Raw genomic sequence first — 22859 nt, forward strand, 5'->3', positions numbered from 1 at the left:
GGAAGTATGCCGCGTCAGTGTAGAAGACTGGGAAGGTCCGAAGGGTGCCGATGCCGCCCCGCTGCAGCGGTCAGGAAGAGCAGGGCGGCACCGGCACCCGACGGAGATCAGGAACCCGCGGCCTGGACGGCCTTGCGGTACATCCCGGTGACGGTCGTCTGGCCCTCGCGCGGCACCGCCGCCAGGTACTGCACCAGGACGGTGGTGTCCAGGCGCTTCCTGGCGGAGGCCGGCGGGGCGAGCCCGACGAGATCACCGGTCACTGCCAGCTTGCCCTTCTTGCGGCTGGAGTACGCCTCGTTCTGCCGGACGACGTACCAGACCAGCGCGCCGCCGTCCGTGGTGCGCAGGGCGCGGACGGGGCCGGGCTCGGCGGTGAAGCTCGAGGTCAGCGTCACGCCGCCGGGCTTGAGCTGGCGCTGGGCCTGGCGCAGGGCGTCGTACGCCTGGGTGGTCGTGGGCCCGGCCGCCAGCCCGGCCGCGCCGGGGGCCTGCGGGCCGCCGGTCAGGAGCGCGGCGTGCGCGTCCGGGACCTTGGCGGGCTGGAGCGCGGGCGCGTTGTCGTCGGGCCGCACCGGAGTGGCGTAGCCCTCCTTGTCGAGGGCGACCTTGGCGAACGCGGCCTCCGAGAGGTAGGGATCGGCGGCGAGCAGCCACGGGCCGCCGGGCTTGGCCTGCGTGAACAGCAGCGCGTGCCGCAGGGAGTCTTTGCCCGTCTCGGTGGTGACGTCGGCCGCGAACCAGCGCGGGTGGCCGTCCATGCGCGGGATGTAGAACGCGGGCTTGGTGAACTTGGCGACGGTGGCCGTGCGCTGCCCGATCGCCTTGCGGAGCTTGAACTGCGCGGTGTCCATGGCCAGTTGCGGCCCGGTCTCGACGGCGGCCAGGGCCTTCGCGTCGAGGGTCGCGGCGGCCTTGTTGGCGGCCGCGCCGTAGGCGTCGATGACCTTCGCGGCCTCCGCCTTGGTCAGCGCCGGCGTGGCGGCCGTGTCCTTGGCCGACGAGCTGTCGCCGCAGGCCGCCGCGGTGCCGAGCAGCAGGGCCGGCAGGGTGAGCGGCAGGACGAGCGGGACGGCGAGTCGTGGCAGCGGACGGATGGCGCGGTCACGAACGAGCATGGTGGAACCCCGAAGGTCAGGCGAAGAAACGATCCACCCTCATCATCACAGAGTGACCGACAGGTCACGCAGCGAATCCGGAATGAGTGCTATGCCCGGCTTTTCGGTGATCAGGAGCTTGCCGACTCCTGCTGGCGCATCCAGCGGATCTCGGCCTCGATGAACTCGTCGATGTCGCCGTCCAGCACCGAGGTCGGGTTGCCGACCTCGACGCCCGTGCGCAGGTCCTTGACGATCTGGTACGGGTGGAGGACGTAGTTGCGGATCTGCGTGCCCCAGCTGCTGGTGCCCTCGCCGCGCAGCGCGGACATCGCCTCCGCCTCCTCCTGCCGCTTGCGCTCCAGCAGCTTGGCCTGCAGCACGTTCATGGCCGTCGCCTTGTTCTGCAGCTGGGAGCGCTCGTTCTGGCAGGAGACCACGATGCCGGTGGGGATGTGGGTGATCCGCACCGCCGAGTCGGTGGTGTTGACGCCCTGCCCGCCGGGGCCGGACGACCGGTAGACGTCGATGCGCAGTTCGCTCTCGTCGATGTCGACGTGGTCGCTCTGCTCGACGACCGGCACCACGTCCAGGCCGGCGAACGAGGTCTGCCGGCGGCCCTGGTTGTCGAACGGCGAGATGCGGACCAGGCGGTGCGTGCCGTGCTCGCCGCGCAGCGTGCCGTAGGCGTAGGGGGCCTTGACCGTGAAGGTGGTCGACTTGATCCCGGCCTCTTCGGCGTAGGACGTGTCGTAGACCTCGGTGGGGTAGCCGTGGCGTTCGGCCCAGCGGAGGTACATGCGCTGCAGCTGCTCGGCCCAATCGGCCGCGTCGACCCCGCCCGCCTGGGCGTTGATGGTGACGAGCGCCTCGCGGGCGTCGTACTCGCCCGACATCAGCGTGCGGACCTCGAGCTGCTGGACGGACTTGTGCAGCAACTCCAGCTGCTCGTCGGCCTCCTTGCGGGTCTCCTCGTCGTCGAACTCCGCGGCGAGCTCGTAGGCGGCGCCCACGTCCTCGTGATGCTTGCGCAGGCCCTCGACCTTGCTGAGCTCGCTCTCCAGGTACGACAGGCGGCGCGTCACCGACTGGGCGCGCTCCTGGTCGTTCCACAGGTCAGGGTCGGCCGACTGCTCCCGCAGCTCGGCGATGTCACGCCGCATGCCGTCGAGATCCAGCACCTGCTCGATGCCGGCGAGGGTCGAGCCGAGCTCCTTGAGCTGTTCTTCGGGTTCGATGCCTGCCACAGGTCGAGCTTATCGCCGCCGGGGTAGTGCCCGAGCGCCCGGCCATACCCCGGCTGATGGCAGAATCACGGGTCAGCGTAGTGATTTCGGAAAAGATCCAGGGGGCGAGGGCGGGTGCTGAGGGTCTCGCGGACGGTGGTGGCGCTGCTGCTGACCGTGCCGTTCGCCGTCAGCGGCTGTGCCGGTGACGGGCGGCCCGCGGCGCGTACGTCCAGGACCGTGATCGCGACCGCGACGCCGACCCCCGAGCCGCTGACGCCCGAGGTCGCCGAACGCCAGTTCAGGACGTTCATCATCGACGAGGACGTCGCGCGGGCGGCCGGCGACGAGCGGCTGGCGCTCAGCTGGGTCACCGACGGCCAGTCCCCGCTGACCGCGGCCGAATACCGCAAGGCGGCCTTCGAGGGCGATCCGGTCCGGCGCTACGACTACGGCGAGCCCAAGCTGCTCGTGCCCAAGCTGGTCGACTATCCCCACTGGTTCGTGGCCCAGGTGCCCCGGACCGTCAAGGGCGACGCCGAGAGCACCCGCGAGACCTACCTGGCGTTCGTGCGGCGCAGCCCGGCCGACACCTGGAAGCTGAGCCTGAGCACGACGCTGGCGCCGAAGGCCCGGGCGCCCAAGGTGACGGTCGACGCCGACGGCTACGCGACACCGCTGGCGACCACCGACGCCTCCGTGCTGATCCAGCCGCGGGCGCTGCCCGGCATCCAGGCCACGCTGGCCGCCGAGGGCCCCGACAGCGTCGCCGCCAAGGTGATGAAGGCCGGGCGCTACACCACGGGCTACTACTCGCAGACCCGCAAGGACAGGAAGAAGGCCAAGGAGAACGGCCTGGAGCTGGAGGCCGTCTTCGTGGCGACGTCCTTCCCCTTCTTCCCGCTGCGCACCGACAACGGCAGCGGCCTGGTGCTCTACGCGCTCACGCGCAACAGCGTCATGAAATCCAAGGACAAGGACAAGGGCAAGCCGCCGATCTCCCCGGACGTGGCCCACCTCCTGGACGGCACCGTCGAGGGCGCCGAGATCCACACCACCGACATCTTCCAGTTCGGCGCGTACGACCCGGTCAAGGTGAACGGGGACGGGCGGGACGGCAAGGTCCAGGGCAAGGCCGACGTGATCGCCGAGGCGGGCGCGCTCGCCCGCGCCACCACCCCGGCCCCCAAATAACGAAGGTCCGGCGTGGCGTATCTCTCAGCCGGCGGCGCGCTGGACGACGAGCGCCACGAACAGCAGCGCCACCAGCCCGGCCAGGATCAGGACCGGCGGGATGGACGGTCCGTGGCGGTGCATCTCGTCACGGGCGATCCGGCAGGTCGGGCACCTTCCCTCGACCACCGGACCCGAGCACCGAGCGCAGATCAGGTGTTCGCAGCTCATGTCGTGGGCCCCTATCTCCGTGCAATTCGCCATCATCCAGCGTAGCCGGACTGTATGGTCGTTCCGGCAAGTCCGAGAGCTCAAAGGGCACGAACCGGCGTACGTCGGGAGTCAGCGGTATGGCAGGCACTCGTTTTCCCGGGGCCGACACGCCGCGCCCAACGGCCGTCCCGGCACCCCCTCGCCGCCTCGTACGGGCCGAGGCAGTTGACTCTCCCCTCTATAGTGCTCGGAAGCCACCTGGTCACCCGGCCGGGCGGCGCAGCGGAGTCGCTCCCATCCCGGATCCGTCCGGGGTTCCCGGCGTCACCGTTCTCAGACCCCTAGACTGAACCGCCGTGATGCAGCCGTGATCCATTTCGACAACGTCACCAAGGTCTACAAGAGCCAGAACCGGCCGGCCCTCCAGCACGTGAACGTCGCCATCGAAAAGGGCGAGTTCCTGTTCCTGGTCGGTCCGTCGGGCTCTGGCAAGTCGACCTTCCTGCGCCTCGTCCTCAAGGAGGAGCGTCCTACCCAGGGTCACGTGCACGTGGCGGGCAAGGACCTCAGCCGGTTGACCAACTGGAAGGTGCCGCACCTGCGGCGCCGTATCGGTTGTGTCTTCCAGGACTTCCGGCTCCTCCCCAACAAGAACGTCTTCGAGAACGTCGCGTTCGCCCTCGAGGTGATCGGCAAGCCCCGGCGTTTCATCAGCAAGGTGGTCCCCGAGGTCATCGACCTCGTCGGACTCGAAGGCAAGGCCAACCGGATGCCGGACGAGCTGTCCGGCGGTGAGCAGCAGCGCGTCGCCATCGCCCGGGCCTTCGTCAACCGGCCCATGATCCTCCTGGCCGACGAGCCCACCGGGAACATCGACCCGGCCACGTCCATCGGCATCATGAAGGTGCTCGACCGGATCAACCGGACCGGTACGACCGTGGTGATGGCCACCCACGACGCCGCGATCGTCGACGCCTTCCGCAAGCGCGTCGTCGAGCTGGAGGACGGCCGGGTCGTCCGCGACCAGTCGCGAGGCGTCTACGGCCAGGCCTACTAGGCCCGGCGCCCCCCAGTTCTCACGCTCCTTCCCGGGGCCCAGGCGATCAAGGACAGCGAGGCATGCGCGCACAGTTCGTTTTCCAGGAGATCTGGATCGGTCTCCGACGGAACCTCACGATGACGATCTCGCTCATCATCACCGTCGCCATCGCCATGGCGCTCTTGGGCACCGGTCTCCTTCTCAGGCAGCAGGTCGAGTCGTCCAAGAGCTACTGGTACGACAAGATCGAGGTCTCGGTCTTCCTGTGCGCCAAGACGAGTTCCAACACCAGTTGCGGCAAGAAGGACATCACCCCGCAGCAGCGCGACGCCCTCCGCACCGACCTTGAGAAGCTGCCCCAGGTGGCCAAGGTCGAGTACGAGAGCAAGGAGCAGGCGTACGCCCGGTTCAAGGACCGCTTCTCCAGCACGCCCGGCTTCGTGCAGAGCGCCAAGGAAGGCGACATCCCCGACTCGTTCCGCATCCGGCTGAAGGACCCCGCCGAATACAAGCAGGTCGCGCAGGCCGTGCTGGGCCGGCAGGGCGTCGACCAGGTGATCAACGAGCAGGAGATCCTGAAGAAGTTCTTCAAGATCCTCGGTGGCCTCCAGTGGGCCGCCCTGATGATCGCGCTGATCCAGGTCATCGCCGCCGTGCTGCTGGTCGCCAACACCGTCCGCCTGTCGGCGTTCAACCGGCGCCGGGAGACCGGGATCATGCGCCTGGTCGGTGCGTCCAACACCTATATCCAGATGCCCTTCATCATGGAGGGCGCGATCGCGGGCCTGATCGGCGGCCTGTTCTCGGCCGTCCTCCTGGTGGGCAGCAAGATATTGCTCGTAGACCGGCTGGCGGGCAACGTCGGGTTCGCCAGCCAGCTGTCGTGGAGCGTGGTCCTGCTGGTGATCATCGCCACGGTGTGCTTCGGCGTGCTGCTCTGCGCGTTCGCCTCGTTCCTCACCCTGCGCCGCTACCTGCGCATCTAGCGACCGGCCGCGGCGCCCGGCGAACGGGTTCCGGCTGCGGTCTCATGGCCATCCGGGGTCGGGCACGCACAGCGCGTGCCCGGCCCCGCGGCTTTGTCCACAGGGCGCCACGTCCGCGGCGTCCGCGGGGGCCGCGGTGTCTACACTTGGCCGCATGTTCCGGTTCAGCGGCCGTGCGCTGCGCGCGGCAGCCCTGGCCGTCGCGGTCATCTGCGCGTACGCGGCCGGAGTGGTCACCGGGGGCACGCCCGAACGGGCGGCGGCGCCCGCCGGCCGGTCCCTCCTCGACGAGGCGGCCGCCAAGATCGGCAACGAGGCAGCCGAGCCGGTGTCCCGCGGCGAGCTCGAGCACGCCGCGATCGACGGCATGCTCAAGCGCCTGGGCGACAAGTGGGCGCGCTACTACTCGGCACGGGAGTTCGACGACTTCCGCGGCCGTCTCAACGGCCGCTACAGCGGCGTCGGGGTGTGGCTGGGCGTCGTCGACGACGGCGGAGGCGGACCCGCCGACGGCGACACCGGCGGCTCGGGCGCCACGAGCGAAGGCGGCGGTGCGGGCAAGCGGGTCAGGGTGGCCAGCGTCCAGCCCGGGTCCGCCGCCGAGCGGGCCGGCGTCCGGGTGGGCGACGTGATCAGCAGGGTGGGCGACCGGGCCGTCACCGGGTGGGACGTGACGCGGGTCGCCACGGCGCTGCGCGGCACGCCGTCCAGCGACGTCGTGCTGACCGTCGACCGGGCCGGCCGCGAGCACCGCTTCACGCTCGTCCGCACGGCCGTGTCCAGCGGAGACGTGACCGTGTCGGCGCTCGACCAGCACATGCAGATCATCCGTGTCGGCGCGTTCACCCGCGGGGTGGGCCGCCAGGTGCGCGGAGCCCTCTCCGACTCGCCCGACCGCCACCGCGGCGGCGTCCTGCTCGACCTGCGCGGCAACCCCGGCGGCCTGCTGACCGAGGCGGTCGAGACCGCCTCAGCGTTCCTCGCCGACGGCCTGGTGGTCACCTACGAGCGGCAGGGGCGCCCGGCCGAGCGCATGAACGTCACCCAGCCGGGCGACAAGGCCACGCCGCTCGTCGTCCTGGTCGACGCGGGCACCGCCAGCGCCGCCGAGGTGGTCGCGGGCTCGCTGCGCGATCGCGACCGCGCGGTGATCGTCGGATCGCGTACCTTTGGGAAGGGCTCGGTCCAGGAGCCGGTCCGGCTGGCCGACGGTTCGGCGATCGAGCTGACCGTCGGTCGCTACCGCACCCCCAGCGGCCGTAATCTCGACGGTGTCGGGATCGACCCGGATGTGGCGGTCTCCGCCGACCGGCCGCCCCGCGAGGCCGAGCAGCGCGCACAGGCCGTGCTGCGAGGCCTGCTAGCGACACTGCCGAACAAGGACCGAGGCTGAGGCTGATCCCGTGCCACGTGAGACAGGGCGCAAGAACATCGCCCAGAACAAACGCGCCCGCTACGACTACCACATCGACGACACGTGGGAGGCGGGCATGGTGCTGCTCGGCACCGAGGTCAAGGCGCTGCGCGCCGGCCGCGCGTCGCTCGTGGACGGCTACGCGACCGTGCGCGACGGCGAGGTGTGGCTCGACAACGTGCACATCCCGCAGTACGTGCAGGGCACCTGGACCAACCACGCGGAGAAGCGCCCCCGCAAGCTGCTCCTCCACAAGCGCGAGATCCAGCGGATCGTCGCCAAGTCGCAGGAGCCGGGCTGGACGCTGATCCCGCTCGCCCTGTACTTCAAGGACGGGAAGGCCAAGGTCGAGATCGGCCTGGCCCGTGGTAAGAAGGCCTACGACAAGCGGCAGGCGATCGCGAAACGGGAAGCCGACCGGGAGATGCAGCGTGCGAGCGCGGCCCGCTTCCGGCGACGGTGAGCGGTGAGCGGGGACGTGCGTTCACACGAGGCGCGTACGGTCGAGCCGGCCGGCCAGGCCGGCTCGGGAGACGGTGAAGGGTGTCCATGAACGGCGTGACGACGGTGCGCCGCCGGGTGGTCTCGGTGGCGGCCTGCGGGATCCTCGTCGCGGCGGGGACCTCCGGCTGCTTCGCCGAGCAGTCGGCGATGCCCACCGTGCGCGACTTCCTGGTGGCCTGGCAGGTCGAGAACTACGAGGCCGCCGCCAAGCACACCACGGGCGCCGAGCGGGCGCTGGTCGCGCGTTCCCTGGCGGGGCTGCGCAACCAGCTCGACGCCGCCTCGATGAAGCTCGCCCTGGGCCAGCCGGTGCCCGCCGGCAAGAAGCCGGGCCGGGCCATCGTCAAGAACGGCGAGACCGCCGAGGCCCGCTTCGCGGTCAAGATCGACCTCGGTGAGAACGGCGAGCCCTGGACCTACACCGGCGTGATGAGGCTCAAGCGCCTCAAGGGCAAGTGGAAGGTCGTCTGGGACCCGTCCATCATCCACCCGCAGCTGAAGGCCGGGCAGCGCCTCGCCGTGATCTCCGAGACGCCCAAGCGCGGGATCATCCAGGACAACAACGGCGGCTCCCTGCTGCGGATCGTCCAGGCGGACATCATCGGCGTCGTGCCCGGCCAGCTCGCCGACCCGTCCAAGACCGTCCAGGGCATGGTCAAGGCCCTGCGCTTCAGCGGCAACCGCACCCTCGACACCGAACGGCTCCTCGGGCGCATCAGGTCCGCCCCGCCGGAGAAGTTCCTGCCCCTGCTGACGGTCGAACGGCCGGCCGTAGGCGGCATCGCCCAGCAGCTCGGCCAGGTCCCGGGCCTCCAGGTGAAGCCCGTGCACGCGCCGATCGACCCGACCCAGGCCACCGAGTTCATCGGCCGGCTCGGGCCCGCCACCAACGACCGCCTCCAGCAGGTCGGCGCCCCCTACCAGCCCGGTGACACGATCGGCGTCAGCGGCCTCCAGCTCCTCATGCAGCGCCGCCTGGCCGGCACCCCGACCGTCCGCGTGATCGCGCAGGACGACGCCGGCCGCAACGTCGAGGAGCTGCGGGCATGGCCGGGCAGCGAGCCGCAGCCCGTCAAGACCACCATCAGCAGCATGGTCCAGAAGCGCGCCGACTACGCCCTCGCCGGCCTGCCCCACCCCGCCTCGATGGCCGTCGTGCAGCCCGCCAGCGGCGCCGTGCTCGCCGTGGCCAACCACCAGACCAACGGCCAGAACCGCGCCCTCGAAGGCCGTTTCCCGCCCGGCCTCACGTTCGGCATCGTCGGCGCCGAGGCACTCCTCAACAGCGGCCTCGGCCGGGAGGAGAAGACCAACTGCCCCCCCACCGTCAACGTCGGCGGCAAGACGTTCACCAACCCGGGCCCGGCCCGCGGCGAGCGCACCTTCGAGGCCAACTTCGCGCTCTCCTGCGCCACCACCCTCGCCGACCTGAGCACCAGGGTCGACGCCGCGGCGCTCATGGCGGCCGCCAACCGGTTCGGGCTGGGCAAGGACTGGGGCATGACCGTGCCCGCGTTCACCGGAACGGTCCCCACCCCCGCCAACGACGCCGCCAAGGCCTCCCTCATGATCGGTGAGGGCGTGGAGGTCAGCCCGCTCGCGATGGCCCTGGTGGCCGCCGCCGCCGCGAACGGCACCTGGCGGCCCGCGTTCATGCTGAAGGACCCGCGCGACGCCCAGGCGGGCCTGGTGGGCCAGCCGCTGGCCGCCGCGGCGACCCTCGACCTGAAGTCCCTGACGCAGGCCTCGGTCCGGCGCGGCACGGCCAAGAGCGCCAACGTCGCCAGCGTCTCCGGAGTCGCCGCCACGGCCCAGGTGAACGGCAAGACCGTCTCGTGGTTCGTCGGCTCCCGCACCGACTACGCCTTCGCGATCGCCGTCGAGGGCAAGGTCGACGCCGCCGCCCTGGTCAAGCGCTTCCTGGCCCCCAAGATCCCCACCACGCCCGCCAGCAACGCCCGCTGACCACCGGTCGCGCTGGGGCGCCGCGATCGCGAGCAGGACAGCTCGCGTTACAGAACGTTGCAGCTTTGTTATCTCTTTACGCTCGGGTCGCAACCTTCCCGGGGGTCCCGAGCGTCTTTATGGGTGACTGAGATACCGCTTGGGGGGTTGCGGACTCAGTCGCCGTGATGAGACCAGAGCCTCGTCTCGGGGGAGGCTCTGCCGTCCGGACCGGCCCGACCCTGCCGGTCGGCCCCGGTGGGTGCGCGACTTGATCGCCACCCACCGGGGCGTCACTTTTCCGGCCCCCGGGAATCCCGTTGGCATCACCGCTGTTATCCATGTAGCGTCATCTGTACGGACGTCCCCGGACGTCCGTTTGACAACTCAACATGGGGGTGACCGGCTTCGACTTCGGTAGGTCGAGCCAGGGGAAGCGGGTCGAGGGTTGCTGTCGTGACCTCGAAAATCCTGTGACAGCAAACCAATAACTGCCAACAAGAAGCAGTCCGAGTTCGCTCTCGCCGCCTGAGGCGAGTAGCGACTCTGTCAGCCCGGGTGAGTCTCCGCCCCGGGGTCTGGCATCGCTAGGAGACTCCACCTGTAATCCCGGCCGCGGGGATCACAGGAACATCTAACAGTGGCTGAGCCCGTCGGCAACTTGCCTGCGTGAGTGCCGGGGCTGAGAAAACGACTAGCAGGCTGCGCCCGGAGAAGCCCTGACTCATCATCGAAGGACGCGGGTTCGATTCCCGCCACCTCCACTCGTGGGACAACTGTGCCCGCAAGCCTTTGGCTTGCGGGCCGTTCTCGTTTCGTCCTTCCTCCCAGGGGGACGACCCCCTGGAACCCCCGATGTGGGGGCTCCGCCCCCACGCCCCCTGCCCTTCGCTTCGCTCGGGGCCTTTGCTTCGCTCGGCTCCGAGGGGCTCGCTTCGCTCGGGGCCTTTGCTTCGCTCGGCTCCGAGGGGCTCGCTTCGCTCGGGGCCTTTGCTTCGCTCGGTTCCGAGGGGCTCGCTTCGTTCGGGGCTCGCTTCGTTCCTTGGCGTCGGTGATCCGATCGACTGCGGGCCCGAGTGTTGTGGTGTCGGGGCGGCGGTGCAGAGGCACGGCGAACGGGTTCGTTGGCGGCTGATCGGAGACCGCTGGAACCGCGAGCTGCTGTCGGCGGAGCTGGAGTTCGATCGTGAGGAGTACCTGTTCACGGTCGAATGGGCGCGTGACGCCTGGCGCGCCGCTGCGGGGTGATCTGGCTCACGGGCTGTCACAAAGGTCGATCGCGCGGTGTCTTGAGGCCGAACTCGCACAACGGAGGAGACCTCATGAACCTCGCACTGTGGATCGCCGCCGGTCTGCTGGCCGCGGTCGCGCTCGTCGGCGGCATCACCAAGACGTTCGTTCCCAAGGAGAAGCTGGCCGCGCACAGTGGTGGCGAGTGGACCGCGCAGGCCGGTGCCGGCTTCGTCAAGACGCTCGGGGTCCTTGAGCTGCTGGCGGCGGTGGGGCTGGTCCTGCCCGCCGTGCTCGGCATCGCGCCGGTCATGGTGCCGGTGACCGCCGTGTGCTGGGTCCTGCTGATGGTGGGTGCGATGATCACCCATGGCCGCCTGGGGCAGTACGCGCTCGTGATGGTGAACCTCGTCTACCTCGCGCTTGCGGTCTTCATCGCGTGGGGACGGTTCGGCCTGGAGCCCTTCGTCGGCTGACGAGGAGGAAGGGATCGAGAGATGAGCGAGAACGACACCGACCCGGCGACCGGGGCTTTCGTCGAATACCGCAACCTGCTCTTCACCGTGGCGTACGAGATGCTCGGATCGGCGGCGGATGCCGAGGACGTCCTCCAGGAGACCTGGCTGCGGTGGGTCAAGGCCGATCTGGAGGAGGTGCGCGACCAGCGCGCCTATCTGGTGCGGATCACGACCCGGCAGGCGCTCAACCGGCTGCGTTCGATGTCGCGGCGCAAGGAGGCGTACGTCGGGCCCTGGCTGCCCGAACCGATGCTCACCACGCCGGACGTGGCCGAGGACGTCGAGCTCGCCGAGAGTGTTTCGATGGCGCTGATGCTCGTTCTGGAGACGTTGTCGCCGACCGAGCGCGCCGTGTTCGTGCTGCGCGAGGTCTTCGACGTCGGGTACGAGGAGATCGCGGACGCCGTCGACAAGAGTCCGGCGGCCGTTCGCCAGATCGCGCACCGGGCCCGCCGGCACGTCGACGCGCGCCGCCCTCGCGAGGCGGCCTCCCCGGGCGAGACCCGGGCGGCTCTGGCGTCGTTCCAGCGTGCCGTCGAGACCGGGGATCTGCAGGGCCTCCTCGACGTGCTCGCCCCCGACGTCGTCCTCATGGGCGACGGCGGCGGCGTCAAGCAGGCCGCGCCGCGGCCGGTCACCGGCGCCGGCAAGGTGGCACGCTTCATGCTCGGTGGCCTGGGCAAGGTCGACGGCGCACTCACCGCCTCGGCCACCGTGGTCAACGGCAACCCGGCGCTCGTGGTGCACCTGGACGGAGAGCTGGACGGCATCATGGCGTTCCGTGTGGAGAACGCCCGCATCACCGGCCTCTACTACGTCCGCAACCCGGAGAAGCTCACTCGGGTGGAGTCCGAGACGCCGCTCACCCTGCGCTGATGATCGGTCGTGTGGTGGTTCACAGGTCGGGGTGGAAGGACTGGAGGGTGTTGTCGTCTCCGCTGGTGAGGATGGTGGGGCCGTCGTGGTCCAGGTAGGTGAGGGGGAACGCGCGGTTGGCGGAGGTGGTCCCGGCGGTGAGGGGGTCGCTGAGCTCCTGGCGGGTCACCAGGTCGAAGACGCGGATGTAGCGGTCGGCGGCGGCGGTGATGAGGAGCGGAGAGCCCTGGTGGGTGCCGAAAGTGACCGCGGTGACGGCGCTCAGGTGGGGGACGGAGGCGATCTCGCGGCGGGCGGTGAGGTCCCAGACGCGGGCGGTGCGGTCGTAACTGCCCGTCAGGGCGATGGGCTTGCCGTCCAGGTCGCCGCACGCGATGGACGTCACCTTGTTGGTGTGGCCGGTCAGGGGCGGGCCGACGAAACGGAGGGTGGCCAGGTCGACGATCCTGAGGGCCTGGTCCCAGGCGCCGCCGGTGACCGCGACCGTCTGGGCGCCGAGCTCGCAGCAGGCCGCGGACATGACGTGGTTGTTGTGGAGGAGGAGCTTGGAGCGGGACGTCGTCAGGTCCCACTGGAGGGTGCGGTCGTTGCTGATGCTGATCGCCGTCCGGCCGTGGACGGTGAGGGACAGGACGGGGCCACGGTGGCCGTGGAGGGGGTCGCCCAGGCGGTCGCCGGTGGTGAGGTCCCAGAGGTTGATGGTGTGGTCCTGGCAGCCGGTGAGCAGGACGTCGGAGGCGCAGGCCACGGAGAGGACGGGGGAGTCGTGTTTGAGCGGGGCGCCTAGCTGGCGGTCGGTGGTGAGGTCCCAGACGCGTGCCGTCAGGTCCTGGGAGCCGGTGACGGCGATCCGGGCGTTGGTGGCGATGGACGTGATCGGGCGGGTGTGGCCGGCGAGCGTGGTGGGGGCGCGAGGCTTCTGGGGTGGAATTCGGGGGCGGAGCAGCGTGGTCAGGTCGCGGGCGGAGGGGCGCTTCGCGGGGTCCTCGCTGAGGCAGGCCTCGATGATCCTGCGGAGGGTCGGGGGGACGTCGTCCAGGGCGGGGGCGTCGTTGGTGATGCGGAGCAGGACGCCGTTGTCGTGGTCGTCGCCGAACGGGGGCACGCCGGTCGAGGCGAAGACCATCGTCGAGCCCCAGGCGAACACGTCGGTGTGCTGACCGACGGGACCGCCGGTGATCTGCTCGGGGGCCATGTAGGCGGGGGTGCCGCGCAGTTCGTGGTCGCGCAGCGCGATCGTGTCGAGGGCGCGGACCACGCCGAAGTCGATGACGCGGGGGCCGTCGGCGCTCACGAGGATGTTGGCGGGCTTGAAGTCGCAGTGGACCAGGCCGGCGTCGTGGATCGCGGTGAGGGCGGACGCGGTGCCCGAGGCGAGGGCCAGGAGATCGTTCCCCCGGTAGGGGCCCTGGTCGTCGACGCGGCTCTGGACGGACTCGCCGGCGATGTACTCGCTGACGATGAACGGGCGGCCGCCCTGCTCGCCGGAGGCCAGGACGTCGGCGGTGTAGCCGTGGACGCGGCCGGCGGCCTCGATCTCGCGGGCGAAGAGGCGGCGTCCCTCCTCGGTTCCGGAGAAGCGGCGGTGCAGCAGCTTGACCGCGACCTTCCGGGGGCCGGAGGTGCACAGGTAGACGATGCCCTGGCCGCCCTCGCCCAGCCGGGCGGTCACCAGGTATTCGCCGATCCACTGCGGATCGCCGGCGCGTACGGGCCGCGGGCCCGGCACTTACGCCGATCCCATCGTCTCGACCGCGCGGGTGAGCTCGCGCATCTGCGGTGAGTCGCCGACGAACTGCCGGACGGCGCGCAGGAACTCCTGGAGGCCCCGGGGTTGCTCGCGGCAGGCCGTGACGATCACCGTCAGGTCGGCCCAGTCGTCGTCGGAACGCCGCGTCCTGATCGTGGTGGTGAGCGCGAGGGGCAGCTCGGCGACGATCTGGTCCCGGATGCGCCGGTGGCGGAGCCGCGGGATGTCGAGGGCGCGGTCGACCGCGATGTCGGCCTCCGAGGGTTCGTCGATGATGGTGACGGCGACCGGCGGGTCGGGGGTCGTCGGTGGGCTCGCGGTGAGGGCGGGCCGTGCCGGGACGGCCTGCTGGTATGCCGGTACGGCGCGTACGGCGGCGAAGCCTCCGGGTACGCGCAACCACGCGGAGCCGGCGGTCTCCTTCACCGTGATCGTGAGCCTGAAGTACTCGCCGGGGTCCACCAGGCCGAGGCCGTGCCGGATCACCCCCTGATAGACGTCGTCGGACGCGATCATCGCCAGGTCGGCCCCGGTGCGCTGGAGGACCTGTTTGAGCTGGGAGGCCTCCAGCAGGCGGAAGACGTGGTTGACCGCGACGCCGACCAGGCCGTGCTCGTCGGTGTGCACGTATCCCGCGTGGACGGCCAGCCGCAGTTGCATCCGCGCCTCTCCGGCGGAGAGGTCGTTGTGCCTGCGCACCTCGGCCCGCAGCCGTTCGATCAGGGACGTCAGCAGGACCGCGGTGTCGATCCACGGCGGAACGGCCACGAGCGCGCCGTCGCCGCGGTCCTCGCGGTAGCAGGAGTCGAACGCGACGTCCTCACCGTCGAAGGCCTTCCGCAACGAGGTGTAGAGGGCGTCGCGGAGCCTGTGGTGGTGGGCCTCGTTCCTGTCGGGGTGGCCGAACGAGGCGATGTCACAGACGAACAGGGAGCACAGGCCGTTCGGGGACCACTCGTGAGAGGGGACAGGCATGCTGCGCCTTCCGTCCGGAGGGGCGTTCCTCTGAAGCTCTACCGGATGGTGCGCAATCCGACTAGGTCAGATGACGCACTCGCTAGACCGCGACCGGTGTACGGGCCGGGACGGGCTCGGGGGCGGGGGCGGGCTCGGGCAGGCCGGGCCCCAGGGGCGGGACGGCACCGCGGCGCGGGGCGGGCTTGAGGAGGCCGGCGCACCGCCGCGGGCGCAGGAGGACGGGGGTCAGCAGCGTCACCGCGAGGATCATGAAGAAGACCAGCCAGGCCGCCGCGTGCGGCTGGAGCCGGACGACGATGTAGCCCGCGGCCAGCGCGCCCAGCGGCACGGCGCCGCTGGTGAGGAACCGGTTGATGCTCAGGACGCGGCCGAGCATGCGGTCGGGCACCTCGCGGGTCAGGTACATCATGATCGCCACGTTGAGGTGACCGCCCATGAGGCTCAGCAGGCCCCAGGAGACGAGGCCGATGACCGGCTGCGCGGAGACCGCGATCACGAAGGTCAGCCCCGTCCAGGCCACCGCGCAGGTCACGATGATCGCCTGCTCGTCGCGGAAGCGGCGGCGCACCAGGGGGGAGAGGGCCGACCCGGCCAGCCCGCCGACTCCCGAGGCGGCGAGCAGCAGGCCGATGTCGGTCTCGGACATGCCGGTGTCCTTGGCGAGGACGACGAGCAGCAGGACCACGGTCTGGAAGAAGAAGTTGGCCACGCCGCAGACGACGATGACGGTGCGCAGAAAAGGGCTGCGCATCACCAGGCGCAGCGCGGCGCGCAGGGAATCACCGGACGCGCGATCGTTTTCGTGTGACGCCGGATCGTCACTGGGGCGCGGTTGATAGTCCTTTTCCTTCATCAACCGCAGCGCGATCATCGACCAGACACTGGCGACCAGGGTGACAACATAAGGCGCGAAATTGCTCAGAGTGAACAGAAAACCACCGAGTGGGCGGCCCATCAACTGGGCCAGGTGATTGCGGCTTTCGTTCACCGCCAGCGCGGACGGCAATTTCTCCGGGTCGACCACGTGCCGGACGGCGGTCAGTTCGGCGGCGGCGTAGAGCACCAGCAGCGTGCCGTCGAGGAAGGTCAGGACGATCAGCCACCAGCGCGGCTCGTTCACCAGGATGAGCGCGCCGGCCAGGATCAGGCAGAGCACGAGCCGCCCCCACAGGCTGAGGACCATCAGCCTGCGCCGGTTGAACCGGTCGACGCACCAGCCCGCCGGCAGGTGCATGAGCAGGCTCGGGGCCAGGCTCGCCGCGGCCACCCAGCCGGCGAACACCGCGGAGTCGGTGAGCAGCAGGGCCAGGAGCGGGTTGGCGCCCGCGGAGCAGGTGCTGCCCAGCTTGGAGCTCGCCATGGCGCTCCACAGCAACGTGAAGTCGAGGTGACTTCCTACTGCGGACTTTCCCCTGGCGGCCACCCAGCGCCGCATATGTGCCACACCAGCCATGAACCAGATGCCCTGAACGTGAAGGAGGAAAAGACGGCAAATCTGCCCCTGTTTATGTCGCCCTTGTGGCAAGTGTCCGATTGCCACTTTCCCCGAAGCCAGTGGGTCGAACGGTATCAGCACGGGCTGGAGAGATGGCAGAAAGCCGCGCTTTCCCACCTGTCCCGTCAGCGCCCCGTCAGCGCGCCATCAGCCTGCTGGCCTCTTTGTGGAGATGCGGCGGGAGCGGCGGGCGCCGCGCCTTGACCGCCCGTTCCGCCAGCCCGGCCGCGGCGTCCGCGTCGCCCTCGAGCCTGAGCGTCCGGGCCACCCGGAGCAGGACGGGGCCGCTGTCGCCCGCGTCGGCGACGATCTCGAGGTCCCCGTCGTTCGCCGTCCGGCTGGTCGCGCTGGTGTGCACGGCCAGCATCCAGGCGGCCCGGCTGGAGGGCCGGTCGGAGTAGTCGACCCGGTCGAGGTCGCGGAGGGCCGATTCCGGACGATCAAGGTCCGCCAGCAGCTCGCCGCGCAGCCGCAGGGCCTCGGGGGTGCCGCCGTCCCTGGCCAGCGCGTCGTCCAGGATGGCGATGGCCGCCTGGGCGCGGCCCGCGTACCAGAACGCCAGCGCGAGCGCGATCTTGATGTGCAGGTCGCCCGGCAGCTGGGTCAGTGCCGCGCGCAGGTGGTTGACGGCGTCGGGCGTGCCGTCGCCGATCTTGAGCCGGCCGACCGCCGCGAGCAGCACGCCGACGTGCGCCGAGTCGCCGAGGGCGCCGAACGACCTGGTCGCCGCCTCGTAGTGGGCGATCGCCTCGGCGTCGTCGCCGCGTTTCCAGGCGACGGTGCCGAGCAGGCACTCGGCGGACGCGCGGATCCGGGTGTCACCGGCGTGCCGCAGCAGCGTCATGGCGTGGTGCTCGGCCAGTTCGAGCTCGCCGGTGGTGTTGGCCGCCTCCGCCGCCGCGAGATCGGCGTGCTCGGTGGTGGCCAGGGGCGGCGCCCCGACCTCCAGCCTTGCGATGATCGGCTGGAGGCGCGGGTGGCTCAGCCGGACCGGGTCTCCGACGTGGAGCAGGTGAACGTCCTCCAGGGCGCGCAGGACGGCGCCGGAGGGGACCGCGGCGGGGGCCCTGGTCGGGGCGGGCGAGCGGGTCGAAGCGAGCATCCGGGTCACGGCGGGCGTCCTGGCCGTGATGGGCGTGCCGCCCGTCGCGGCGGATGCCTCCGTCGCGTCGTCGCCGAAGGTCTGCCGCAGCCAGCGGAGGAGCAGGCTCTGCCCGATGTTGTGGTCGGCCGCGACGCGCGCCACCGCCTGCCGGTAGTGCTCGGTGAGGATCTGGTCGACCGTCGCGTTCAGCTCGTTGATCCTGCCGTCGCCCGCCGGGAGCTCGCGCCAGAGCCGGTCGCACACGATCTGCAGCAGCGCGGGGCTGACGCCGGGCGCGCCCGCCCGCAGGTCGTCGATCAGCGCCTCGGCGCTGGCCGCCAGCGGGTGGCGACCGGCCGACACGGGCCCGGCGACGGCCCGGCGCGCGCCGTCGGAGGTGAGGGGGCGCAGCGGGAAGTCGGCCATCAGGCGGTCGGGGACGCCGGCTTTGACCAGCAGGGCCGCCAGCTCGTCGCGGTGGCGGGTGCGGACGGCGAGGAGCAGGTGCAGCCCCGGGTGGGCGGCGACCGCCGCGGCCAGCTCCGCGGCGAACCGGCGGCCGCGTTCGGCGGGCGGCTGCTCCCCGGGCGCCTGGAACAGCAGGTCGGCCCGGTCGACGGCGGCGAAGACCGGCAGGGGCGCGCCGAACCGGTCGGTGCGCAGGTGGCGCCGGATCAGGCCGTGGACGGAGGCGCCGGCCACCCGGCTCAGGTCCTCGCTGGGGAACCAGGAGGTCAGCAGCGCCAGCACGAACGGGTCGAGCCCCGGCCACAGGGCCAGCGGGAAACCGGCGGGGCAGGCGAGGTCACCGGCGGGCGGAACGTCGGCGTCGCGGGCCGCTCCGAACTCGTCCAGGACACCGGCCTGGAGCAGGGAGGTCTTGCCCACCCCCGGTGGCCCGTGCAGGATCACCACCCGGTGCCGCCGCCAGAGCCTCGACAGCGCCACCGTCTCGTCGGCCCTGCCGTGGAAGATCGTGTTGTCCGTCGCGCTGAAGGAGCGGGGGCCGACGAAGAGGTGACGGGTGCTCATCACAGGTCACGTCAGATGGACGAAGGGTCGGCCGCCCGGCCGGGCCGGGGCCTGGTCGGACGGCGGCCGATCGTTCAGCTCACGCCGACACTGTCGAAGCGCGCGCCGTCGACGGCGGGGACCGGTGGCGTGACCGCCGCCTGCACCGCGTCCGTGAGCGCCGGGAGATCGCCGGGTTCCAGGAGATCGAGGATGTTCTCGTGCAACTCGATCGCAAGAGGTGCCATGGATGTCTCCCTGGTCGATCGGCTGGTGCGGCCCGGCTCGCGTGCTCCGCCCTCAGATCAATATAACCCGCGACCGGCCCGCGTCTAAGAGCCAGAGAGAAAACCTTGATTATGGGGGGCCGAATTCCAAGTCCGTGTCGTGTGACACAGACTCCAATTGTGGAGTGCCACATCTTGCGCCTATAGAGGAAATTGTCTCGCCCGAATAGTGTGGAGGCGACGACTGTTGCTGGGCGGGTGACCGGAGGCGGATCGGATGGCTGGTAGAGAGACGGTCGGCGGGACGCCCGGGGCGCGGAGGCCCCAGGTGTGGGGACAGATTCCACCTCGCAACCGGAATTTCACCGGCCGTGAAGAGCTGCTGGCCAGGCTGCGTGAGGGCATCGCCGGCAAGGTGACGGCCGTCGTCCCCCAGCCGCACGCCCTGCACGGCCTGGGCGGAGTGGGCAAGACACAAATGGCGGTGGAGTATGTGCACCGCTACCAGTACGACTATGACCTCATTTGGTGGGTGCCCTCTGACCAGCCGGTTCTGGTGAAGACCACGCTCGCCGAACTCGCTCCTTTTCTCGGTCTTCCCTCCGCGGCGGTCAGCGGTATCGACGACGCCACCCGCGATGTGCTCGACGCGCTGCGCCGGGGCGAGCCGTACGCCAAGTGGCTCCTGGTATTCGACAATGCCGACCAGCCTGAGGACCTTTTCGACATCATTCCGCAGGACGTCGGGCACGTTCTGATCACCTCGCGCAACCACCGCTGGGCCAGCCAGGTGGAGACGGTCCCGGTGGACGTGTTCCGCCGGGACGAGAGCATCGAGTTCCTCTCCAAGCGGGTCCGCGACGCGATCTCCGTCCAGGACGCCGACCTCCTCGCCGAGGAGCTGGGCGACCTGCCGCTGGCGCTCGAGCAGGCGGGCGCCCTGCTGTTCGAACGGGGCATGACCGCCGCCGAGTACCTCCAGCAGCTGAGCGAGCGCACCAGCCAGCTGCTGTCGCAGGGCAGGCCGGTCGAGTACCCGGTGCCGATGACGGCGGCCTGGAGCCTGTCGGTGACCAACCTCAGCGAGACGTTCCCCGAGGCCGTCGATCTGCTCCAGCTGTGCGCCTTCTTCGGGTCCGAGCCCATCCCGCGGGACGTGTTCGGCCAGGCGCCGGAGGGCCTGTCGCCCAACCTGTCCGAACTCTTCTCCGACCCGATCCGGCTCGGCCGGGCCGTCGGCGAGCTCGGCCGCTACGCCCTGGCGCGCCTGGACGTCACCAACCGCACCGTCCACGTGCACCGGCTGGTCCAGCGGCTGGTGCAGGACGAGCTGTCCATCGACGAACAGCGCAGGATCCGGCACGAGGCGCATCTGCTGCTGGCCGCGTTCGAGGCGGGCGATCCCGACGACTCGGCCAACTGGCCGCGCTACGGCAGCCTGCTGGGACATGTGACGCCGTCGCTGGTCGCCGAGTGTTCGGACGCCAAGGTGCGGGCGTTCGCCGTCAACGTCCTGCGCTACCTGTTCCGGTCCGGTGACTACCGGTCGGCCCAGTCCGTGGCCACCGACTTCACCGAACGCTGGAGCAGGGACTCGGGTCCCGAGCACGCCGACGTCATCCGGGCCCAGCTCGAACACGCCAACATCCTGCGCGAGCTGGGCGAGTACGAGGCGGCGACGGAGCTCAACCAGCAGGTGCTGGCGACGGCGGAGCGGGTGCTGGGCCTCGAACACGACATCAGCCTCTGGTCGCTGCGCGGCTCGGCCGCCGACATGCGCGCCGCGGGCGACTTCCGCGCGGCCCTCCAGCGCGACGCCGAGGCGCTGCGCCGCTGCGAGGAACGTTACGGCGAGCATCACGGCTCCACGCTGCGCGCCGTCAACAACCTGGCCATCAACCACGGCCTGCTGAGCGACTACGAGCGGGCCAAGGAGCTGCACCAGCGGGCCTACGCGGGCTGGCGGCGGCCGGAGAGCAGGCTCGTCCAGGCGAGCATGATCAACGCGTTGAACGGGCTCGCGCGGGCGCTCCGCCTGTCCGGGGAGTTCTCCGAGTCCTTCGACATCGGCGAGGACGCGTACGCGCTGGGGCAGCAGATGCTCGGCGCGGACCACAACTGGACCATGCGGACCGGCCGGGACCAGTCGATCACGCTCAGGCGGCTGGGGGAGCTGGAGGAGGCCGAGGAACTGGTCCTCCAGATCCACGACCGGTGCGTTCGCATCCTCGGGCTGAAGCACCCCGACACGCTCGGGACCGCGATCACCCTGTCCAACGTGATGCGGGCGAGGGGCCGGCTGGACGAGGCCTTCCGGCTGGTGGGAGACACCGCCGCCAAATACCCGGACGTGTTCGGCGACGAGCATCCGTTCACCCAGGGATGCCGTACCGACCTCGCCGTCCTGTACCGGGTCCGCGGCAACCCGGAGGAGGCGCGCAGGCTGAACGAGCGGGCGCTGGAGACGCTCGAACGCAAGCTCGGGCGCGACCACGACTACACGCTGACCGCCGCCCTCAACCTGGCCAGCGACCTGGCCGCGCTCGGCGAGCTCGACGCCGCCTGCAAGCTCGGTGCCGACTCCCACTCCCGCCTGCTCGCGCTCTTCGGCGACCGGCACCCGCTCACGCTGACGGCGGCGGCCAACCTCTCCGCCGACCTGACGGCGTCAGGCATGCCCGAGGAGGCCGAGCCGCTGATCGAGCGGACCCGGGAGACCTACCGGCGCGGCCCCGGCCTCGGCCTCGATCACCCGGACGCCAAGGTCTTCCTCGAAGGCCGGCATCTCGACGCGGACTTCGACCCACCGCCCGTGTGATCATTGCGCGCGGTGATCGCCTCCAGGTCGGCGGAGACGGCGGCGTGGATGTGGGTGATGAGCCGCTGGAGGTCGTGGCAGTAGACGCTGGGATTGCGGAAGCCGGTGCCGCTCTTGTAGCGGTGCGCGTAGTGGCCGCCTCCGCAGACCTCCCGCAGCCGGCAGCGTCCGCACTCGTCGGCGAGCGCCAGTTCGCCGATCTGCCGGGCCGCGATCGACGGCAGCAGCAGCACGTTCTCGAACGGGTCGCGCGAGATGTGCAGGCGCGTGCCCGAGGCGCCGTCGAACGCGGACTTGAGACTGTCGACCTGCTCGATCTCGCCGTTGGTCTCCACGACCACGACCGCCACCGGCGACAGGCCGACCGCCTCGCACGTGGACGGGCGGCCGAACAGCAGGCCCATGATCTGCTCGAAGAGCAGGACCTGGGTGCGCTTGACGGGTGACCGGTACCACCGGTCGAACACCGCTGCCAGCCAGTCGCCGTAGGGCGTGGACGTGTCGGCGCGGCGTCCCGGCGGGGGAGCGTCCCAGTTGCCGTGCGGGAGCAGGAAGTTGACGCGGGGAGGTTCGAACTCCAGCAGGGCCTCGTAGGTCCGGACCGGATCGTTGTCCAGGTCCACGGTGCTCAGCAGGCCGCCGAACAGATGCCGGTACGCGGGTGCGCCGAGCCGCTGGAGCCCTTCCCGGACGGCCTGGAAACTGCCGTCGCCGTTCCGCTTCCTGCGGTGCCGGTCGTTGTCCTCCTCGTCGCCGTCGAGGCTCACGCCCACCCGGACGCCGTGCTCGCGGAACAGTTCCAGCACCGGCGAATCGAGCAGCACGCCGTTGGTCTGGATCTGGAAGCGGACCTCGACGTCGGGCTCGCACGCCGCCCGGACCGTCTCGATCGTGTAGCGCAGATGCTCGACGCCGGCGAGCAGCGGTTCGCCGCCGTGCAGGGTGACGTCCACGTGGCGCAGGAGCCGGGCCCGCGCGTGCTCGGCGATCCGCACCGCCACCTGGTCGACGATCGGCCTGGCCATCCGCCGGGGCTGGCGCCGCCAGCCCTGGTCGGCCATCTCGTAGATGTAGCAGTAGTCGCAGGCGAGGTTGCAGCGACTGTGCATCTTGAGGACGAACTCCTGGAACGGGACGGGCCGCCAGCCCTGTCCCAGCAGGGCCGTGATGTCGAGGTTCCGTGGCCACTCCGCCGCGTGCGCGGGCAGTCCGGGGTCATCGGCCAAGCTGATCGCCCCCTGGGGCAGGGTCCGGGCGGCGCGTCGCGCCGTGTCCG

19 protein-coding genes and 1 other RNA gene are annotated in these 22859 nt (G+C 70.6%); 11 read left to right on the forward strand and 9 right to left on the reverse strand.

Annotation, left to right across the window (positions count from 1 at the left end; translation table 11 throughout):
* Positions 1-107: 107 nt before the first annotated feature.
* The gene (locus tag ABZ810_RS07595; protein WP_358400523.1) at positions 108-1118 is read right to left on the reverse strand and encodes a hypothetical protein; all 1011 of its coding nucleotides are present in this window, start codon (positions 1116-1118) and stop codon (positions 108-110) included.
* Between the two features lie 110 nt (positions 1119-1228).
* The gene (gene prfB / locus ABZ810_RS07600) at positions 1229-2344 is read right to left on the reverse strand and encodes a peptide chain release factor 2 (RefSeq protein ID WP_358400525.1); all 1116 of its coding nucleotides are present in this window, start codon (positions 2342-2344) and stop codon (positions 1229-1231) included.
* A 114-nt stretch (positions 2345-2458) separates the two neighbouring features.
* Between prfB and ABZ810_RS07605 the strand changes: the two genes are divergently transcribed.
* On the forward strand, positions 2459-3517 hold the full coding sequence (locus ABZ810_RS07605) for a hypothetical protein (protein WP_358400528.1): 1059 nt from the start codon (positions 2459-2461) through the stop codon (positions 3515-3517).
* 24 nt (positions 3518-3541) lie between these two features.
* Here the strand turns inward: ABZ810_RS07605 and ABZ810_RS07610 are convergent, their stop codons facing one another.
* Positions 3542-3727, reverse strand: coding sequence for a hypothetical protein (locus ABZ810_RS07610; RefSeq protein WP_358400530.1), 186 nt, complete (start codon positions 3725-3727; stop codon positions 3542-3544).
* A 349-nt stretch (positions 3728-4076) separates the two neighbouring features.
* On the opposite strand from ABZ810_RS07610, the gene ftsE reads away from it, so the two are divergent.
* The 9 genes from ftsE to ABZ810_RS07655 all read left to right on the forward strand — a co-directional run bounded on the left by ftsE (position 4077) and on the right by ABZ810_RS07655 (position 12220).
* The gene (gene ftsE, locus ABZ810_RS07615; protein ID WP_358400533.1) at positions 4077-4766 is read left to right on the forward strand and encodes a cell division ATP-binding protein FtsE; all 690 of its coding nucleotides are present in this window, start codon (positions 4077-4079) and stop codon (positions 4764-4766) included.
* Positions 4767-4828: 62 nt separating this feature from the next.
* Positions 4829-5734 carry a permease-like cell division protein FtsX gene (ftsX, locus tag ABZ810_RS07620; RefSeq protein WP_358400535.1) on the forward strand — a complete coding sequence of 302 codons (906 nt, stop codon included), beginning with the start codon at positions 4829-4831 and terminating at the stop codon, positions 5732-5734.
* A 154-nt stretch (positions 5735-5888) separates the two neighbouring features.
* Complete coding sequence (locus tag ABZ810_RS07625; protein ID WP_358400538.1) at positions 5889-7127, forward strand: S41 family peptidase; 1239 nt, start codon at positions 5889-5891, stop codon at positions 7125-7127.
* 10 nt (positions 7128-7137) lie between these two features.
* Complete coding sequence (smpB, locus tag ABZ810_RS07630; protein ID WP_358400540.1) at positions 7138-7611, forward strand: SsrA-binding protein SmpB; 474 nt, start codon at positions 7138-7140, stop codon at positions 7609-7611.
* An 86-nt stretch (positions 7612-7697) separates the two neighbouring features.
* Positions 7698-9617, forward strand: a complete 1920-nt coding sequence (locus ABZ810_RS07635) for a penicillin-binding transpeptidase domain-containing protein (RefSeq protein ID WP_358400543.1) — start codon at positions 7698-7700, stop codon at positions 9615-9617.
* 373 nt (positions 9618-9990) lie between these two features.
* Positions 9991-10363: a transfer-messenger RNA gene (gene ssrA / locus ABZ810_RS07640) on the forward strand.
* Between the two features lie 331 nt (positions 10364-10694).
* Entirely contained in the window at positions 10695-10844 is a 150-nt protein-coding gene (locus ABZ810_RS07645; protein ID WP_358400545.1) for a hypothetical protein, read from the forward strand.
* 74 nt (positions 10845-10918) lie between these two features.
* The gene (locus ABZ810_RS07650; RefSeq protein ID WP_358400547.1) at positions 10919-11302 is read left to right on the forward strand and encodes a DoxX family protein; all 384 of its coding nucleotides are present in this window, start codon (positions 10919-10921) and stop codon (positions 11300-11302) included.
* Between the two features lie 21 nt (positions 11303-11323).
* Positions 11324-12220: an RNA polymerase sigma-70 factor gene (locus tag ABZ810_RS07655; RefSeq protein WP_358400549.1), complete on the forward strand. Its 897-nt coding sequence runs from the start codon at positions 11324-11326 to the stop codon at positions 12218-12220.
* A 19-nt stretch (positions 12221-12239) separates the two neighbouring features.
* Here the strand turns inward: ABZ810_RS07655 and ABZ810_RS07660 are convergent, their stop codons facing one another.
* The 5 genes from ABZ810_RS07660 to ABZ810_RS07680 form a co-directional block, all read right to left on the reverse strand.
* Positions 12240-13949, reverse strand: a complete 1710-nt coding sequence (locus ABZ810_RS07660) for a serine/threonine-protein kinase (RefSeq protein WP_358400551.1) — start codon at positions 13947-13949, stop codon at positions 12240-12242.
* Positions 13950-14945 (reverse strand): hypothetical protein, encoded by a 996-nt coding sequence (locus tag ABZ810_RS07665; RefSeq protein WP_358400553.1) that lies wholly within the window; start codon positions 14943-14945, stop codon positions 13950-13952.
* Positions 14946-15027: 82 nt separating this feature from the next.
* Complete coding sequence (locus tag ABZ810_RS07670) at positions 15028-16401, reverse strand: MFS transporter (RefSeq protein WP_358400555.1); 1374 nt, start codon at positions 16399-16401, stop codon at positions 15028-15030.
* A 178-nt stretch (positions 16402-16579) separates the two neighbouring features.
* The gene (locus ABZ810_RS07675; protein ID WP_358400557.1) at positions 16580-18559 is read right to left on the reverse strand and encodes a hypothetical protein; all 1980 of its coding nucleotides are present in this window, start codon (positions 18557-18559) and stop codon (positions 16580-16582) included.
* A 74-nt stretch (positions 18560-18633) separates the two neighbouring features.
* Complete coding sequence (locus ABZ810_RS07680; RefSeq protein WP_358400559.1) at positions 18634-18786, reverse strand: hypothetical protein; 153 nt, start codon at positions 18784-18786, stop codon at positions 18634-18636.
* Between the two features lie 256 nt (positions 18787-19042).
* On the opposite strand from ABZ810_RS07680, the gene fxsT reads away from it, so the two are divergent.
* Entirely contained in the window at positions 19043-21583 is a 2541-nt protein-coding gene (gene fxsT / locus ABZ810_RS07685; protein ID WP_358400561.1) for an FxSxx-COOH system tetratricopeptide repeat protein, read from the forward strand.
* Here the strand turns inward: fxsT and ABZ810_RS07690 are convergent.
* A complete protein-coding gene (locus tag ABZ810_RS07690; protein ID WP_358400563.1) occupies positions 21514-22809 on the reverse strand; it encodes an FxsB family cyclophane-forming radical SAM/SPASM peptide maturase in 1296 nt (431 codons plus the stop codon). The two genes, fxsT and ABZ810_RS07690, sit on opposite strands and share 70 nt — an antisense overlap.
* Positions 22810-22859: the final 50 nt, after the last annotated feature.

Source organism: Spirillospora sp. NPDC047279 (genome assembly GCF_040643285.1).
Classification (GTDB): Bacteria; Actinomycetota; Actinomycetes; order Streptosporangiales; family Streptosporangiaceae; genus Spirillospora.

What these genes read in the sequence shown, in the direction of transcription:
- ABZ810_RS07595 (WP_358400523.1), bottom strand. Translation starts at nt 1,118, where the DNA reads ATGCTCGTTCGTGACCGCGCCATCCGTCCGCTGCCACGACTCGCCGTC.
- ABZ810_RS07610 (WP_358400530.1), bottom strand. Translation starts at nt 3,727, where the DNA reads ATGAGCTGCGAACACCTGATCTGCGCTCGGTGCTCGGGTCCGGTGGTC.
- ftsX (WP_358400535.1), top strand. Translation starts at nt 4,829, where the DNA reads ATGCGCGCACAGTTCGTTTTCCAGGAGATCTGGATCGGTCTCCGACGG.
- ABZ810_RS07625 (WP_358400538.1), top strand. Translation starts at nt 5,889, where the DNA reads ATGTTCCGGTTCAGCGGCCGTGCGCTGCGCGCGGCAGCCCTGGCCGTC.
- ABZ810_RS07635 (WP_358400543.1), top strand. Translation starts at nt 7,698, where the DNA reads ATGAACGGCGTGACGACGGTGCGCCGCCGGGTGGTCTCGGTGGCGGCC.
- ABZ810_RS07650 (WP_358400547.1), top strand. Translation starts at nt 10,919, where the DNA reads ATGAACCTCGCACTGTGGATCGCCGCCGGTCTGCTGGCCGCGGTCGCG.
- ABZ810_RS07655 (WP_358400549.1), top strand. Translation starts at nt 11,324, where the DNA reads ATGAGCGAGAACGACACCGACCCGGCGACCGGGGCTTTCGTCGAATAC.
- ABZ810_RS07665 (WP_358400553.1), bottom strand. Translation starts at nt 14,945, where the DNA reads ATGCCTGTCCCCTCTCACGAGTGGTCCCCGAACGGCCTGTGCTCCCTG.
- ABZ810_RS07670 (WP_358400555.1), bottom strand. Translation starts at nt 16,401, where the DNA reads ATGGCTGGTGTGGCACATATGCGGCGCTGGGTGGCCGCCAGGGGAAAG.
- ABZ810_RS07675 (WP_358400557.1), bottom strand. Translation starts at nt 18,559, where the DNA reads ATGAGCACCCGTCACCTCTTCGTCGGCCCCCGCTCCTTCAGCGCGACG.
- ABZ810_RS07680 (WP_358400559.1), bottom strand. Translation starts at nt 18,786, where the DNA reads ATGGCACCTCTTGCGATCGAGTTGCACGAGAACATCCTCGATCTCCTG.
- fxsT (WP_358400561.1), top strand. Translation starts at nt 19,043, where the DNA reads ATGGCTGGTAGAGAGACGGTCGGCGGGACGCCCGGGGCGCGGAGGCCC.